The sequence below is a fragment of the Ochrobactrum soli genome (assembly GCF_003664555.1).
GTDB lineage: Bacteria > Pseudomonadota > Alphaproteobacteria > Rhizobiales > Rhizobiaceae > Brucella > Brucella teleogrylli.
In genome coordinates, this window is the sequence record NZ_RCHH01000004.1 from 23,458 (window position 1) to 37,445 (window position 13,988).

Sequence of the window (13,988 nt, forward strand, 5' to 3'; positions counted from 1 at the left end):
GGAGCCGCCCCCTTATGCCTTATTCGAAAACGGAACGCGGGAAGTAGAACGACACGACCCAGTTCGGCTGATCGACGATTTCGCTGATGCGCAGATCACCGCAAGCCGAGCAGAGCATATAGGCATCCACGGGGTTGAGGTTCTGCGTCTGGCAAAGAAGGTCGATCATGTTGGAGAGGGCGGCTTTCGCGCCTTCCCACAGATCGGACCCGATACCGGTGGTGACTTCGTAACCCTTGGTATCGAGGTGCCGTGTCACTGGCCCCGGCGTGGTGAACCGGGGCATCTTCAGTGGCGTATCCTTGATGAGATCCAGCGTCAGAGCGACATTCATCGCGCTTTCGATGGCGGTGCCGCAAACTTCGCCGTCGCCCTGTGCCGCATGGGTGTCACCAATGGAGAACAAAGCGCCTTCGACTTCGATCGGCAGATAAAGCGTGGTTCCGGCTGCGAGATCGCGAATGTCGAGATTGCCGCCGACGCGACGCGGCGGCACAACCGAATGCAGGCCCTTTTCCGCCGGTGCAACGCCGATGGTTCCGGCGAACGGTTTCAGCGGAACGCGCGCATGCTCTCCGAAAAGTGCTGGTTCCAGCGTTGTGGGATTGTAGTTCCACAATGCTAGCGCCGGCTCCTTGAAGTCATCAGCAAGAAGACCGAAGCCTGGAATATTTGCCGTCCAGCCGAAGCCCGAAGGCTCAAACTGGTGAATGGTGATTTTCAGGATATCGCCCGGCTTGGCGCCATCGACGAAGATGGGGCCGGTAACGGGATTGACCTTGGAAAAGTCCATCGTCGACACATCGGCGACCGTGCTGCCGCGATGATAGTGGCCTGCACCGCTGTCCAGACATTCGAATTTCAGGGTCGAGCCGGGCGCAACCGTTTCAGCCGGCCGGAACGAGTTGTCCCAGCCGAAATGATGATGCCGACCATGAATGGTGTAATGGCAATTATTGCACATCTTTTGCATAAACCTCGTCGTAATTGACCGGGATGTGGACAGGATCGACGAAGATCGCGTCGGGGCCGCCCAGACGTTCGGAGCGAACCGAGAAGCGCTCCTCGTTGAAGATCGGCGCCCACGGCGCGTCGTCCATGATCTTCAGATAGATATCGCGCCACATGGCTTCGCGCTCTTGCTTGCGGGCCGGGTCAACGATGGCGTCAGCTTCCTGCGCCTTCTTGTCCAGCTCTGCATTGCAGTACCATGACCAGTTCCAGCCACCCTGTACCGCGCCGCTGCAACCCAGGATCGGGCCGTAGAAGTTGGACGGATCGGGGAAGTCGGCAATCCAGCCCATGCCGCCGGACCAGATCATCGGTGCGCCTTCGGGCTCGCCGCCAGCCGCGATGACATTGGCCTGCGCCAGAGACTTGATCGAGGCCTTGATGCCGATGGCGGCCAGATCCTGCTGGATGGCCTGCGCAATGCGCGGCTGCGGATCGGTATTGGCGACGAAGAGTTCGGTTTCGAAACCATCGGGCACACCGGCTTCGGCAAGCAACGCTTTTGCCTTTTCAGGATCGTAAGGATAGCCCTTATAGTCCTTGGCATAGCCCGGCATCGACGGCGGCAGCGGCTGATTGGCCGGAACGGCGCGACCGTTGATGATGCGGACGATACGGTCCTTGTTGATGGCCATGTTGACGGCCTGACGCACCTTCACATTGTCGAAAGGCTTGATCTTGACGTTCATGGTCACGTAGCCGGTGTGCAACTGGCCGCCCTGAATAATCAGGTCCTTGAACTTAGGATCTTTGGTGACTTCGATGAATTTCGCAGGCGGAATGCCGTCACCCGGAATGTCGACTTCGCCGTTCTGGAGACGCAGGAGCGCAACCACCGGCTCCTGGCCGACTTCAAACGTGATCTGGTCGAGCTTCGGCAGCGACGGATTGTAATAGTCCTTGAAACGCTCGAAGACGATGCGCTGGCCGAGTGTCCATTCGGTCATCTTGAAAGCACCGGAACCAACCGGATGCTTGCCGAAATCAGCGCCATATTTCTCGACTTCTTCCTTGGGCACGACATGGGCGAAATTCAGCGCCAGCACATGCAGGAAGGTGGCGTCGGGACGGCTCAGTTCAAACTTGATCGTGTAGGGATCAACCACGGTGATGCCGGAAAGTGCCTCGGACTTGCCCGTCGATACATCTTCAAAGCCGAGAATGGAGCCGAAGAAACCAGCGCCGGGGCTCTGGGTTTTCGGGTTGACCACGCGCTCGATGGAATATTTCACATCATCGGCGGTCAGCTCGCGGCCATTGTGGAACTTCACGCCCTTGCGCAGCTTGAAGGTGAAGGTCTTGCCGTCTTCAGAGATCGTGTAATCTTCGGCAATTTCCTTGCGCAGATTGGTGGTGCCCGGCTCGTAATCCATCAGGCCGTCGAACAGCGACTTGATCATCGACCAGTTCTGCCAGTCATAGCCGATGGCAGGGTCGAGCGTCGAAACGTCGTCCTTATAGGTGACGATCATCGAGCCGCCCTGCTTGATGTCGGCGGCCTGCGCGCCGAACGAGATGGCGAGGCCAAGCGCCAGCGCCGATATGCCGGATAGAAAAGTCTTTTTCATTGGTGTCCCTTTCTCTGGAGTCTTTTGGTTTCACCGCAGCTTGATGCGCGGATCGATCAGTGGAGTGATGAGGTCGGCGATGAGATTGCCGAGAACGATGGCGAAAGCGGAGACAATCGTGACGCCCATGATGATGGGAATATCGACACGCTGGATTGCCTGCCAGGCAAGCTGGCCGATGCCGGGCCAGCCGAACACGCTTTCAACGACGACAATGCCCGACATGAACAGGCCGATGTCGATGCCGATCATCGCGATGATCGGCAGGATGGCGTTGGGCATGGCGTGACGCAGCAGGATTTTCCAGCGTGCCAGCCCCTTGGCGCGGGCAGTGCGGATATAATCCTGACGAAGAACGTCGAGCAGCGAGGAACGCATCATGCGCGAATACCAGCCTGCGCCCAGAAGGCCGAGCGTCAGCGAAGGCAGTACGAGATGCATGAACGTTCCGTAGCCGCCAATCGGGAACCAGCCGAGCTTAACCGCAAACACGTAGAGCATCAGAATGCCGATGACGAATTGCGGTGCTGAAACGCCGACGAAGGAAAAGATCATCAAGGCATTGTCGGTGCGGCTGCCGCGCCGGGTGGCCGCGATGACGCCCATGGTGAGACCGATGGCGAGTTCCGAAAAGATTGCTCCGGCCATCAGCAGTAGGCTTGCGGGCAGGCGCGACCAGATCAGCGACGCCACTTCGGTTTTCTGCAGATAGGAGCGTCCGAGATCGCCCTGAACGAGCCCCTTCAGATAGCGCAGATATTGCTCATAGAAAGGCAGGTTGAGGCCAAGCTGCTCACGAATATTTTCGACCGTTTGTGCGGTGGCGCTGCGCCCGGCAATCTGGCGCGCTGGATCGGCGGGCACCAGATAAAGCAGGATGAAGGTCACGAAGCTGATGCCGATCAGGATCATCACAGTCTGGATGAGGCGGCGGGCAATATAGGCGAGCATCAGTGGTGTCCCTGCTGGGTTGGGTCGAGCACATCGCGCAAGGCATCACCGACGAGGTTGAAGGCCAGCGCCAGCAACAGGATTGCCGCGCCCGGAATGAAGACGAGCCAGGGAGCGCTCGTGAAATAGGTCTGGTTTTCGAATATGATATTGCCCCAGGAGGCCGTCGGCGGCTGCACACCAATGCCGAGGAAGGACAGGGTCGCCTCCAGTAGAACGGTGGTGGCGATACCGAGCGTTGCCCAGACGATCATCGTGGAAAAGAGATGCGGCAGGATATGCTTGAGGATGATGCGGGGTGCACCCGCACCCATTGCGCGCTCGGCCTCGATGAAATCGCGTTCCGAGAGAGATCGGGTTTCCGTATAGAGCACGCGCGCAATCTGAACCCAGTTGACCATGGCGATCACCATTGCGACGATCCAGAGGCTCGGCTTGAAGATTGCCGCAAGCACAATCGCCAACAGCAAAGCGGGGAAGGCCATCATCAGATCGGTAAAGCGCATCAATACGGTTTCTACCCAGCCACGGAAATACCCGGCGCAAATGCCGACAGTCGAACCGATGAGCACGGCAATGCCGTTGGCCACGACGCCGATGATCAGCGATGTCTGCGCACCATAGATCAGGCGGGAGAAAAGATCGCGCCCGACGAGGTCGGTGCCGAACCAGAATTTCAGATTGGGCGCGAGCGGCGCGCCTTCCAGCGTCAGCCCGTCGAAGAACTGTTCGTTCGGATCGAAGGGGACGATCCAGGGCGCAAAGAGCGCGGCTGCGACAGTGACGACGATGACGACAAGGCCGAATGCGGCCAGCGGTCGGCGGATGATGCGGCCAAGAACGCCGCGTTCGGCTTTTTTCTGGCCGACCGGAAGAGTGTCAAGCGCGCTCACGATCGTTCCCTGTCTGCTTTTCGTTCAGAAAGCGCCGGGCAAAGGCTTCGACACTGACGCGCTCCGCCATCGCGGCAAGGCGCAGTTTCTGATAGGCCTGTCTGGCGGAGATATTGTCTGCGAACATCAGGATTGCCGTGGCCTGTGCGATGGCTTCGCGCCCGGCAAGGCTTTCGCGCAGCTCACCGATTTCTGTTGCCAGCGCATGGCGACGCTGAAAGTTGTGCATGGCGATGACCAGAGCGCTATAGACGCCCGCATTGCCGATCGGCTTCAGAAGCTGCGCATCGGCACCCTGATTGAGCGCCCAGCCGATCCGGCCCGGCGCTTCCGAGCCGATCAGGGCGACGGTGGGCACAGGCGCCTGCTGCGGTGGCCACGGAAATTGCTCGTCATGTCCCATATCGACATCGAAAAAGACGACGTTGAATCGGGAGATGTCGGCGTGCTCAGGCAGGTCCGGCCAGCATTCCACAGCGTCCACGCCGATGCGGCGCAACTGCTGCACAATCGCATCGACATTGGTGTGGCGGCGATGAACGATCAGCGCGGTCCAGTTTTCGAATGCGCCCCAACTGGCGACGGTGAAGGCCGGGTCTGTCATAGTCATTTGACGAGCCTCAGAAAGCCGGGTTGGTGGCCGGGATTGGCGGATGTTTGCAGATGCGTTCGCGCCATGAACGGGTCCGGTTGAATGGCGACCTCGGCCTCATGCACGATTTCAAAGCTGCAATCTTGTCTGGCCCGTCCGATATGCGCGGGCAGGGCGATATGGTTTGTTCGCGGCTCGACCAGCACATCGCCAAGCGGCGTGCTGGTGGGGTGCGTCTGGACGGCGGCAAGCACTTTTTCGACATCGTCGGTGCCAGCCCGCTCAATACCGGCGGCGATCATCAGGACGCTGGAATAGGCCTGGGCGAAGATGGCCGATAGGCTACCGTCAAAGCCATTGCTTCTGACGGCCTCCAGAAAGGCGCGATTGGTTTCGCCCGGCAGCGTGCGGAAATAACAGCTTACGCTATAATTGCCCGCGGCGGCATCGCCGACATGCTCCAGCTCGCTTTCATAGAGATTGCAGCTCAGAACCGGCCTGACATCGGTGCGGAAATCGCGGTTTTTGCGGCCCAGTTCTGCATAGGCGCGCAGGAACGTGTAGGACGATTCACCGATCAGATTGTTGAGGATGAAGTCGGGCTTCTTGCTTTCGATTTCGCGGATGAGATGGCTGATATCCGTGTCACCGATTGCAATGGCTCGCTCTCCGAGAACCTCGCCGCCTGCGGCATTCAGCATTTCGCGGGCGAGGCGATTGGTTTCCCAACCCCAGATATAGTTTGAACCGAGCAATATGGCGCGATTGCCGAAGCGGGGAACGATGAAGTCGATCAGCGGCACAAGATGCTGATTGGCGCAGGCCGCCGCATAAACGACGCGGTCGCTGGCCTCAAATCCCTCATAGACGCACGGATACCAGAGCAGTGTATCGCGCTTTTCGACAACGGGAATGACTTCCTTGCGGCTCCAGGATGTGGTGCAGCCGATGATGTGTTTGACACCCTTTTGCGAGATCAGTTCTTCGCTCAGCGGCGCATAACGGTCAGGGTTACCACTTGGGTCGGCGATGCGCGGCACGAGATTGAACGGAAGCGCACGATCATTGACGGCCTTGATCGCCGCCATAGCTCCGCAATAGCCCTCGTAACCCAGCTTTTGATAAGGACCGGAGTGCGAAAACAAGACGCCGACAGGGATGTCAATTTTGTTGTTTTGAGACATGCAGAAAGCCAAACAAAAAAACCCCTCCGGAATTTTCAGATTCCGAGAAGGGCCCAAATGCCAAGTAACAATTTGACTGAGAAATTACTGAATTTAGCGCAATTCCGTCAAGCTATTTCTTTTTGCCGGTATTTTGAGCAATATTGTTAATCGATAGGCAAAATTCAATCCATGTCAGACGGAAAGACGTTACATTCCATAACGGAGGATGAGCCTCCAATGCGTGAGGCGGTTGAGCCGACGCGTCTTGTCTTAACGAATAAACTTCGACATGGAGATCGACGTGGCGGCGACTTGAACATGATGCGCCAATTCGGCTTCGACGCGTTCGAGTGACCAGCGCGTGGTCGGTGCGGCGATGTTGACAGCAGCGACAGCGCGACCACGTTCGTCGGTGACGGCTGCGGCAACCGAAATATCGCCGAGAACTGTTTCGTTGGCGACGATCGCATAACCCTTCTCAGCCGCCTCCTGAATGCGGGCTTTCAAGCGGCCTTTGTCCGTCACCGTATAGGGCGTCAGCGACTTCAGTACAGAGCGTTCGAAGACGTCTTCCTGTTCTTCCGGCGAACGGTGGGACAGAATGACCGTGCCGGATGCCGTGAAAAGCGCCGGCAGGCGACTGCCGACCATGATATCGACATTGACGAGATGTTGGCCCGGAAAGCGTCCGACATAGACAATTTCGGTCCCGTCCAGTTCCTGGAGGTTGGCTGTTTCCCCAACCGTGCGGCTGATCTCCAACAGATAGGGGGCTGCCTTATGGAGGACTTCATGGGCGGAAAGATAGTTATAGGCGAACTGTAGAACCTTTGAGGTCAGGGCGTAGTTGCGGGTATTGTGGACGCGGCGCAGAAATCCAAGCGTCTCCAACGTATGGACCAGACGTTGCGCGGCGCTGCGATCCAGCCCCGCCAGCTTTGCGATTTCCGAAAGCGGCAACTGCCGCTGCGGCCCGTCGAAGACCTGCAGAATCTGAAATGTCTTTTCGGTCGATCCGACGAACAGGGACGAGCGCTTGGGATCGGCTTCCTCGCGGCCCGTTTCACCCGATTTTTTCCCTGTATCCGCCTGCATCGACATTTCGGCTCTTTCGTTTTCCATGTGCTGCAAAAGCGCAGGACCGCAAAGCCCTGCGCTCGAAAGGTCGGATCGCGAACCCGACCTCAACTTTGTATTTGCCTAACTAAAGGCTCAAGAAGCAAGATCGACAGGCGATCTTTCGTACTTGTCCAGAAGACGTGCATATTCCTTCTTCAGCGCTTCGCTCAATTCCGGCTTCGGCTGGCGCAGTGGTGCAAGCATGGTGGGGGCGTTGACATCGATCAGATCCATCACCGACTTCATCGGTCCCGGATTGGTTTCCGCAAAGGCCAGATTCATCAACGGGATCATGTCGCGATGCAGCGCCAGCGCATCAGCGGTCTTGCCCTCTGCGGCGAGATCAAACATCTTGCGCCAGACGCGCGGCAGAAGGTTTGCGGTCACGACGATGCCGCCCGTTGCACCAGCTGCAACATGCAGCGGGAACAGGTGGTCTTCTCCGCTGAGTACGGCGAAAGATGCTGCATCGATGCCCGCTACCACGCGCAGATAGTGGTACATGTCGGTGTTGCATGCCTTCATGCCGATGATGCGCTCGTGACGCGACAGCTCGTGAATAACTTCCGGATCGATAGCGATGCGCGTGCGATACGGGATTTCATAGAGCAGGATCGGCACGGGAGATTCGTCCGCATAACGAAGGAAATAGTCCCGGATGCCAGCCTGCGTGGGGTTGGTGTAGTAAGGCGTGATCACCAGCAGAGCGTCTGCGCCAGCCGCTGCAAAGTCCTTCGCCGAAGCGATGGCGTCGTGATAGCCGGGATCGAGCACACCGGCGACGACAGGGCCCTTTCCTTCCATCGCCTTGGCCGAAAGCTCGACAAAGCGGTTGCGCTCGCGGCGAGCCAAAGCGCCATATTCACCCGTTCCGCCAAGCGGAACGACACCGTCCACGCCCTGCTGCTTGAGCCAGGCGAACAGCGCATCGGTCGCCTTCAGGTCGATCGTGTCGTCGCTTTGAACCGGGGTGACGAGCGCAGGCAAAATGCCGCGAAGACTGGAAGAGTTGATCATGGGTAGTCCTTTCATGCGAATTCAATAATTGGTTCAGCGGGACATGCTGCGCTGGCGCAGGCGGTCGGCCACGAAGATCAGCACTGAGATAAAGACGAGGAGGCACGTCGATACCGCAGCGATGACCGGCGAGACCTGAAGGGTCACTTCGTCCCAGAACTGCTTGGGCAGGGTGGAATTCAGGCCGCCCGACGAGAACAGCGCGATGGTCAGTTCATCGAACGAGGTTGCGAAGGCGAAGAGGAAGGCGGAGAACATGCCTGCCGCCAGCATCGGGAAGGTGACATAGGCAAGGCTCTTCATCGGGCTGGCGCCGAGGCTCTGGGCAGCGAGATCAAGACGCGTATCGTAGTTGCGCAGCACCGCCACCATGGTCATGACCACATAGGGCACACACACCACCGTATGACCAATGATGAGACCGAGTGAAGTTCCGACCAGCCCGAGTTCTGCGAAGACATAGAACAGACCAACGGCGATGATGATGCGCGGCGCAACGATGGGCGACAGCACGAAGGCGAGGATTGCTGCCTTGCCGCGAATATTGGCGCGGGCCAGCAGGAAGGCAGCGGGAATGCCGATCAGCATCGACAGGATGCCTGCGCCCAACGCCACGACCAGCGAACGCCACAGGGCTTGTGACCAGACGGGCGTGTTCCACATCTGCTCATACCATTGCATGGTGAAGCCGGACGGCGGCCAGTTCAGTCCAGCGGCGCTGAACGAGATCGGGATCATCATGATGGCTGGAAGGCTGATCATGATGAGCAGAGCCCAGACGAAGCCGCTCAGCAACTTGGGCGAGGTTTCGGCATCGGAGCTTTTGCGGCTGCCGGGAAAGAGTGCGATCAGTCTGTCGCTGATGTCGCCGACAATGGCGAGAAACTTTGCACCGGCGCGACGTGCGGCGGTATCGCGGTTCACATTGGTCGCCGAGGTTTCGCCTGTCAGGCTTTCGAAGCCGAAAATCCGGTCATAGATGACGAAGACCGCCAGCACGACCACGAGAAGCAGCACCGAAATCGCACCGGCCAGACCCCAGTTCAGCGTCTGCTGCACCTGATCGATGATGAGCTGGGTAATCATGGTCTCAAAACGCCCGCCCAGCAGCGCAGGCACGATGAAAAAGCCGATGGAGGTGACGAAGACCATGATGGCGGCAGCCGCCACACCGGGCATGGATAGCGGAAAATAGACCGTCCAGAAGGCTGAACCCGGACGCGCGCCCAGCGTGGAGGCGGCGCGCGGCAGGTTGCGGTCGATATTTTCCATGACCGACAGCATGGTCATGACGGCAAGCGGCAGCATGGCATGCACCATGCCGACCAGAACCGCGCCAAGGCTGTAGATCAGGTTGGCCGGACGGTCGATGACGCCAATGGCCAGCAGGAACTGATTGATGGCACCGTTACGACCGAGAATGACCACCCAGGCGAAGGCGCGCACCAGAAAGCTGGTCCAGAAGGACAGGAGCACAAGGAAGATCAGCCAGCTCTTGGCTTTCGGGCCTGCGGTGGAGATGAGATAGGCCACGGGATAGCCCAGCACGACCGCAAGCGCGGTCGTCGCCAGCGAAATCTTCAGCGTGATCCACAGGACGTTGAGATAAAGACTGGAGGCGAAAAGCTGCTGATAGGCGGCGAGCGAGAATCCGTCGCGACCGATAAAGCTCAGCGACAGCAGCTTGCCAACGGGATAAACGAGGAAGGCCAGCAGAAGCACGATCAGCGGCGCGATCATCAGCGAATGCTTGATCCACAGCGGCTTCGGCGGTTTGCTGGTACGGGTCGGAAGCGCGCTCATGGTCAGGCCTTCCCGTTGCCGGCAATGGTGACCGCATCGGTGCCGTGCCAGGAAAGAGCCAGCACGTCGCCGATCTGGAAGGCGCGACCAGAGATACGTGTCGGGAAAGCCGCAACCAGTTCGGGCAGGCTTTCGTCTTCTGCGCGCATATAGATTTTGGTGAGGCTGCCCGTCACCATCACATCGGTGACGGTGGCGCGGAGCGCCGAAGAATTGCTTTCGTCAGCAAGCGCCACAGAAAGGTTCTGTGGGCGGATCATCACATGGATGGAAGCCGAAGCTGCAATCGACCCGTTGCTGAGCGCGCGCGCTTCGACGGATTTTGCGCCGACGCGGACTACGGCTTCATCACCCTCGATCTTCTCGACCTTTGCAGGCAGCAGGTTCGATTCACCGAGGAAGTCGGCGACGAACAGTGTCCGGGGGCGGAAATAGAGATCGGCAGGGGTGCCGAGCTGTTCGATCTTGCCAGAATTCATCAGGCAGATGCGATCCGACATGGTCATCGCTTCTTCCTGATCATGCGTGACATAAACGATGGTCGCGCCGAGTTCGCGGTGAATGCGCTTGATTTCAAGCTGCATATGTTCGCGCAGCTTCTTGTCGAGCGCGCCGAGCGGTTCGTCCATGAGAATGATCGACGGGCGGTAGACCATGCAGCGGGCAAGCGCCACGCGCTGCTGCTGGCCGCCGGACAGTTCCTTCGGATAACGCTGCGCAATATGCGGCAGGCGGATCATTTCCAGCGCTTCGGTGGCGCGCTTGCGGGCCTCTTCTGCAGCCACTTTGCGCATCTTCAGCGGAAAGGCGATGTTCTCCAGAATAGTCATATGCGGAAACAGGGCGTAGTTCTGGAAAACCACGCCGATGTCGCGCAGATGCGGCGCGCTGTAGGTCACGTCCTCATTGCCGATCAGAACCGCGCCGTTATCCGGCCGGGCGAGACCTGCAATCAGGCTGAGAAGGGTTGTCTTGCCCGATCCCGAAGGGCCAAGCAGGGTCAGGAACTCGCCTTCCGGGACGAGAAGGTCCGTTTCGGCAAGTGCGATGAAGTCGCCATAGCGCTTGGCGAGTTTCTGGATGGTTAGGCTGGATGAAGACATGGCAATTCCGCTGGGCCAGAGCGCGTTTCGATCGGCTTGAACCGGATCGGCGCTCTAAATTTTTGTTTGAACGAACATCGTATCTGCTCGAAGTGACAGGCCCGGCTGATGCCGGGCCTGCTGCTCCGGTTAGCTCAGGAGCCAGCTATTATAGCGTTCGATGGCCTTGTCCTGATTGTCATACCAATACTGGGCATTGATCTTGACGCCGTTCTTGATGTGATCAGGGAAGGTCGGGCAGTTTTGCGCGACTTTCGGATCGATGATGTCGAAGGCTTCCGGCTGGGTAACGCCAGCGGCGAAATATTCAACCAGCTGCGCCTGACGCTTCGGATCGGAAGCGAATTTGATGAATTCGCGGCAGGCGTCGGCATTCGGCGTTCCGGCGAGGATAGCCCAGTTGTCGAGGCCCCATATGTTCTGGTCCCAGACGATTTCAACCGGAGCGCCGCCCGACTGCGCCGACTGCGCGCGCGAAACCCAGGTCGGGATCATGTCCACTTCGCCGGAGATCAGCATCTGCTCGACCTGCGCACCGCTGGTCCAGAATACCGAAACGTCCTTCTTGATGCGGTCGAGCGACTTGAAGGCGCGGTCGAGATCGCAAGGATAGACATCGGCATTGGCCACGCCGTCAGCCATCAGGGCCTGTTCAATGGTGTCGAACGGGTGCTTGCGCAGTGCACGACGGCCTTCAATCTTTTCCAGATTGAAGAAGTCGGCCCAGGATTTGGGCGCTTCGCGTCCCTCGAAAGCATCAGTACGATAGGCAAGAACGGTGGTGTAAACATTGTTGCCTACGCCGTATTCCGACAGATACTGCTTCGGCAGGCTGGCGATGACGGCTTCGCTTTCGAGACCATGCTTTTCGAGATACTTCTTGTCTCCCGCAGTGAGCATGAGGATGGCCGGTTCGCTGATCTTCGCCATGTCCCAGGTATAGGACCCGGCATCGACCATTGAACGGATCTGCGCGGTTGGCTCCGCATTGGCCTGAACACCCACGACTTCGATGCCGGTTGCTTCCTGGAACGGACGGTAGAAAACGGCACCGTAAGCCTTGGTGTAGATGCCACCGTCATCGCGCACGACGATGCGCTTGTTCTGGGCCTGCGACGGCGTCCAGATCGCAGGGGCGGCCAGAGCGACTGCACCTGCTGCGGTGGTTTTCAGAAACTGGCGGCGTGACCAGGTGGTATTCTTGATTATCATGTTCGTTCCCTTTCAAAAATGCTGAACCAACCAACGGTCGGCTCTAACTCATTGTTTTTTCGCATTATCCGACGCAAAGCCGCTTCACGCTTCTGCTGGAAATGCTTTCGATTTCAATATTCCGTCCGTGCTGCCGGTATGAGACGGCCAGGATTGAACAATCCTTTTGGATCAATGGCGGACTTCACAGCCCGCATCAGGGCCAGATCGGTGGTTGTCTTGTAACGCTCCATTTCCTTGAGCGAGACCTGTCCGACGCCATGTTCGGCGCTGAATGTGCCGCCCAGCGCAAAGGATGCATCGTTGACGGCATGGCGGATATTGGCTGCGAGCGCATCGCGGTCTTCCAGCCCTTTCCAGTCGTCGAAGGTAAAGAACGGAATGAAATGGACATTGCCGTCGCCGAGATGCCCCACAATGACGAGTGACGCATCGGGTGCGAGATCAAGCACGGCGGCGCTGGCGCGGTCGATGAATTCGGCGGTCGCGGCAACCGGTACGGCGCAGTCGGTGGTCAGGCCGACGCCCGCCTTCTTATTGGCTTCCGAAACGCTATGGCGCACTTCCCACATCGCGGCGCGCTGGGACTCGCTGCTGGCGATCACGGCATTTTCGATAAGGCCATCCTCGAAAGCCTGTCCCAGCAGGTTTTCCAGCGCAGCGTCGAGATCGTCTTCGCCGCCACTGTCGGACAGTTCGATCAGCAAATGCCAGTCATGTTCCGTATCGACCGGCGAACGGCGCTGCGGAACGTTTGCCACCACCAGATCGAGCTGGAGGCGGTTCATCAGTTCATAGCCGGAAAGCTTGGCGCCGTAGCGTTCCTGCACGGTGGTCAGAAGCTTGACGGCGGAATGGGCGCTGGGCAGCCCGGCCCATGCCACCACATGGCGGATGGGTTGCGGATGCAATTTCAATACGGCGGCGGTGATGATTCCGAGCGTGCCTTCGGAACCGATGAAGAGATGCTTCAGATCGTAGCCCGAATTGTTCTTGCGCAGGGCCTTGAGATCGGACCAGACCGAACCATCTGGCAAGACGGCCTCCAGCCCGAGAATGTTTTCGCGGGTATTGCCATAACGCAGAACCGACGTGCCACCCGCATTGGTGGCGATGGTGCCGCCGATCTGGCACGAGCCTTCCGCTCCAAGGCTGACCGGATAGTAGCGTCCGGCGTCGGTTGCGGCGGTATGGATATTGGCGAGCACGCAGCCTGCATCGACTTCCATCGTATTATTGACGGGGTCGACATTGCGGATGCGGCGCATGCGTTCCAGGCTGATGATTACCGGTGCCGGGCCATCCTTTGCCGGTACGGACCCGCCGACCAGACCCGTATTGCCGCCCTGCGGCAATACGGGAACGTCGTGGCGATTACAGCAGGCAACGATGGCCGCAACCTGTTCCGTATTCGCCGGACGCGCAACGCAAAGCGCCTTGCCACTATATCGACCGCGCCAGTCTTCGGTGGCATGCACCATTTCGGCAGCGTCGACGATTACCGCCTCAGCACCAATTAGCTCGATCAGTTCCGCAATCACTGGCACTGTCAT

General features: G+C 58.7%; 12 protein-coding genes. All 12 read right to left on the reverse strand.

The features are described 5' to 3' along the window. Positions 1 to 19: 19 nt before the first annotated feature. The 12 genes from D8666_RS09675 to D8666_RS09730 all read right to left on the reverse strand — a co-directional run bounded on the left by D8666_RS09675 (position 20) and on the right by D8666_RS09730 (position 13,988). Positions 20 to 964: an acetamidase/formamidase family protein gene (locus D8666_RS09675; RefSeq protein ID WP_109366255.1), complete on the reverse strand. Its 945-nt coding sequence runs from the start codon at positions 962 to 964 to the stop codon at positions 20 to 22. After that, positions 954 to 2,579 (reverse strand): ABC transporter substrate-binding protein, encoded by a 1,626-nt coding sequence (locus D8666_RS09680; RefSeq protein ID WP_121537492.1) that lies wholly within the window; start codon positions 2,577 to 2,579, stop codon positions 954 to 956. The genes D8666_RS09675 and D8666_RS09680 overlap by 11 nt, the downstream gene beginning before the upstream one ends. A gap of 30 nt (positions 2,580 to 2,609) precedes the next feature. Next, the gene (locus D8666_RS09685) at positions 2,610 to 3,530 is read right to left on the reverse strand and encodes an ABC transporter permease (protein ID WP_040129398.1); all 921 of its coding nucleotides are present in this window, start codon (positions 3,528 to 3,530) and stop codon (positions 2,610 to 2,612) included. Then, entirely contained in the window at positions 3,530 to 4,360 is an 831-nt protein-coding gene (locus tag D8666_RS09690) for an ABC transporter permease (RefSeq protein WP_371830809.1), read from the reverse strand. The genes D8666_RS09685 and D8666_RS09690 overlap by 1 nt, the downstream gene beginning before the upstream one ends. Before the next feature lie 49 nt (positions 4,361 to 4,409). Continuing rightward, positions 4,410 to 5,027: an ANTAR domain-containing response regulator gene (locus D8666_RS09695; protein WP_109366253.1), complete on the reverse strand. Its 618-nt coding sequence runs from the start codon at positions 5,025 to 5,027 to the stop codon at positions 4,410 to 4,412. Positions 5,028 to 5,029: 2 nt separating this feature from the next. Then, a complete protein-coding gene (locus D8666_RS09700) occupies positions 5,030 to 6,199 on the reverse strand; it encodes a transporter substrate-binding domain-containing protein (protein WP_121537494.1) in 1,170 nt (389 codons plus the stop codon). A gap of 252 nt (positions 6,200 to 6,451) precedes the next feature. Further along, positions 6,452 to 7,303, reverse strand: a complete 852-nt coding sequence (locus D8666_RS09705; protein ID WP_235858921.1) for an IclR family transcriptional regulator — start codon at positions 7,301 to 7,303, stop codon at positions 6,452 to 6,454. 90 nt (positions 7,304 to 7,393) lie between these two features. Further along, positions 7,394 to 8,317: a 4-hydroxy-tetrahydrodipicolinate synthase gene (gene dapA / locus D8666_RS09710; RefSeq protein WP_121537496.1), complete on the reverse strand. Its 924-nt coding sequence runs from the start codon at positions 8,315 to 8,317 to the stop codon at positions 7,394 to 7,396. Positions 8,318 to 8,350: 33 nt separating this feature from the next. Then, entirely contained in the window at positions 8,351 to 10,120 is a 1,770-nt protein-coding gene (locus D8666_RS09715) for an ABC transporter permease subunit (RefSeq protein WP_121537498.1), read from the reverse strand. Positions 10,121 to 10,122: 2 nt separating this feature from the next. Next, positions 10,123 to 11,223, reverse strand: coding sequence for an ABC transporter ATP-binding protein (locus D8666_RS09720; protein WP_121537500.1), 1,101 nt, complete (start codon positions 11,221 to 11,223; stop codon positions 10,123 to 10,125). A 129-nt stretch (positions 11,224 to 11,352) separates the two neighbouring features. After that, positions 11,353 to 12,435: an ABC transporter substrate-binding protein gene (locus D8666_RS09725; protein ID WP_109366248.1), complete on the reverse strand. Its 1,083-nt coding sequence runs from the start codon at positions 12,433 to 12,435 to the stop codon at positions 11,353 to 11,355. A gap of 113 nt (positions 12,436 to 12,548) precedes the next feature. Beyond that, positions 12,549 to 13,988: an FAD-binding oxidoreductase gene (locus D8666_RS09730; protein WP_167836056.1), complete on the reverse strand. Its 1,440-nt coding sequence runs from the start codon at positions 13,986 to 13,988 to the stop codon at positions 12,549 to 12,551.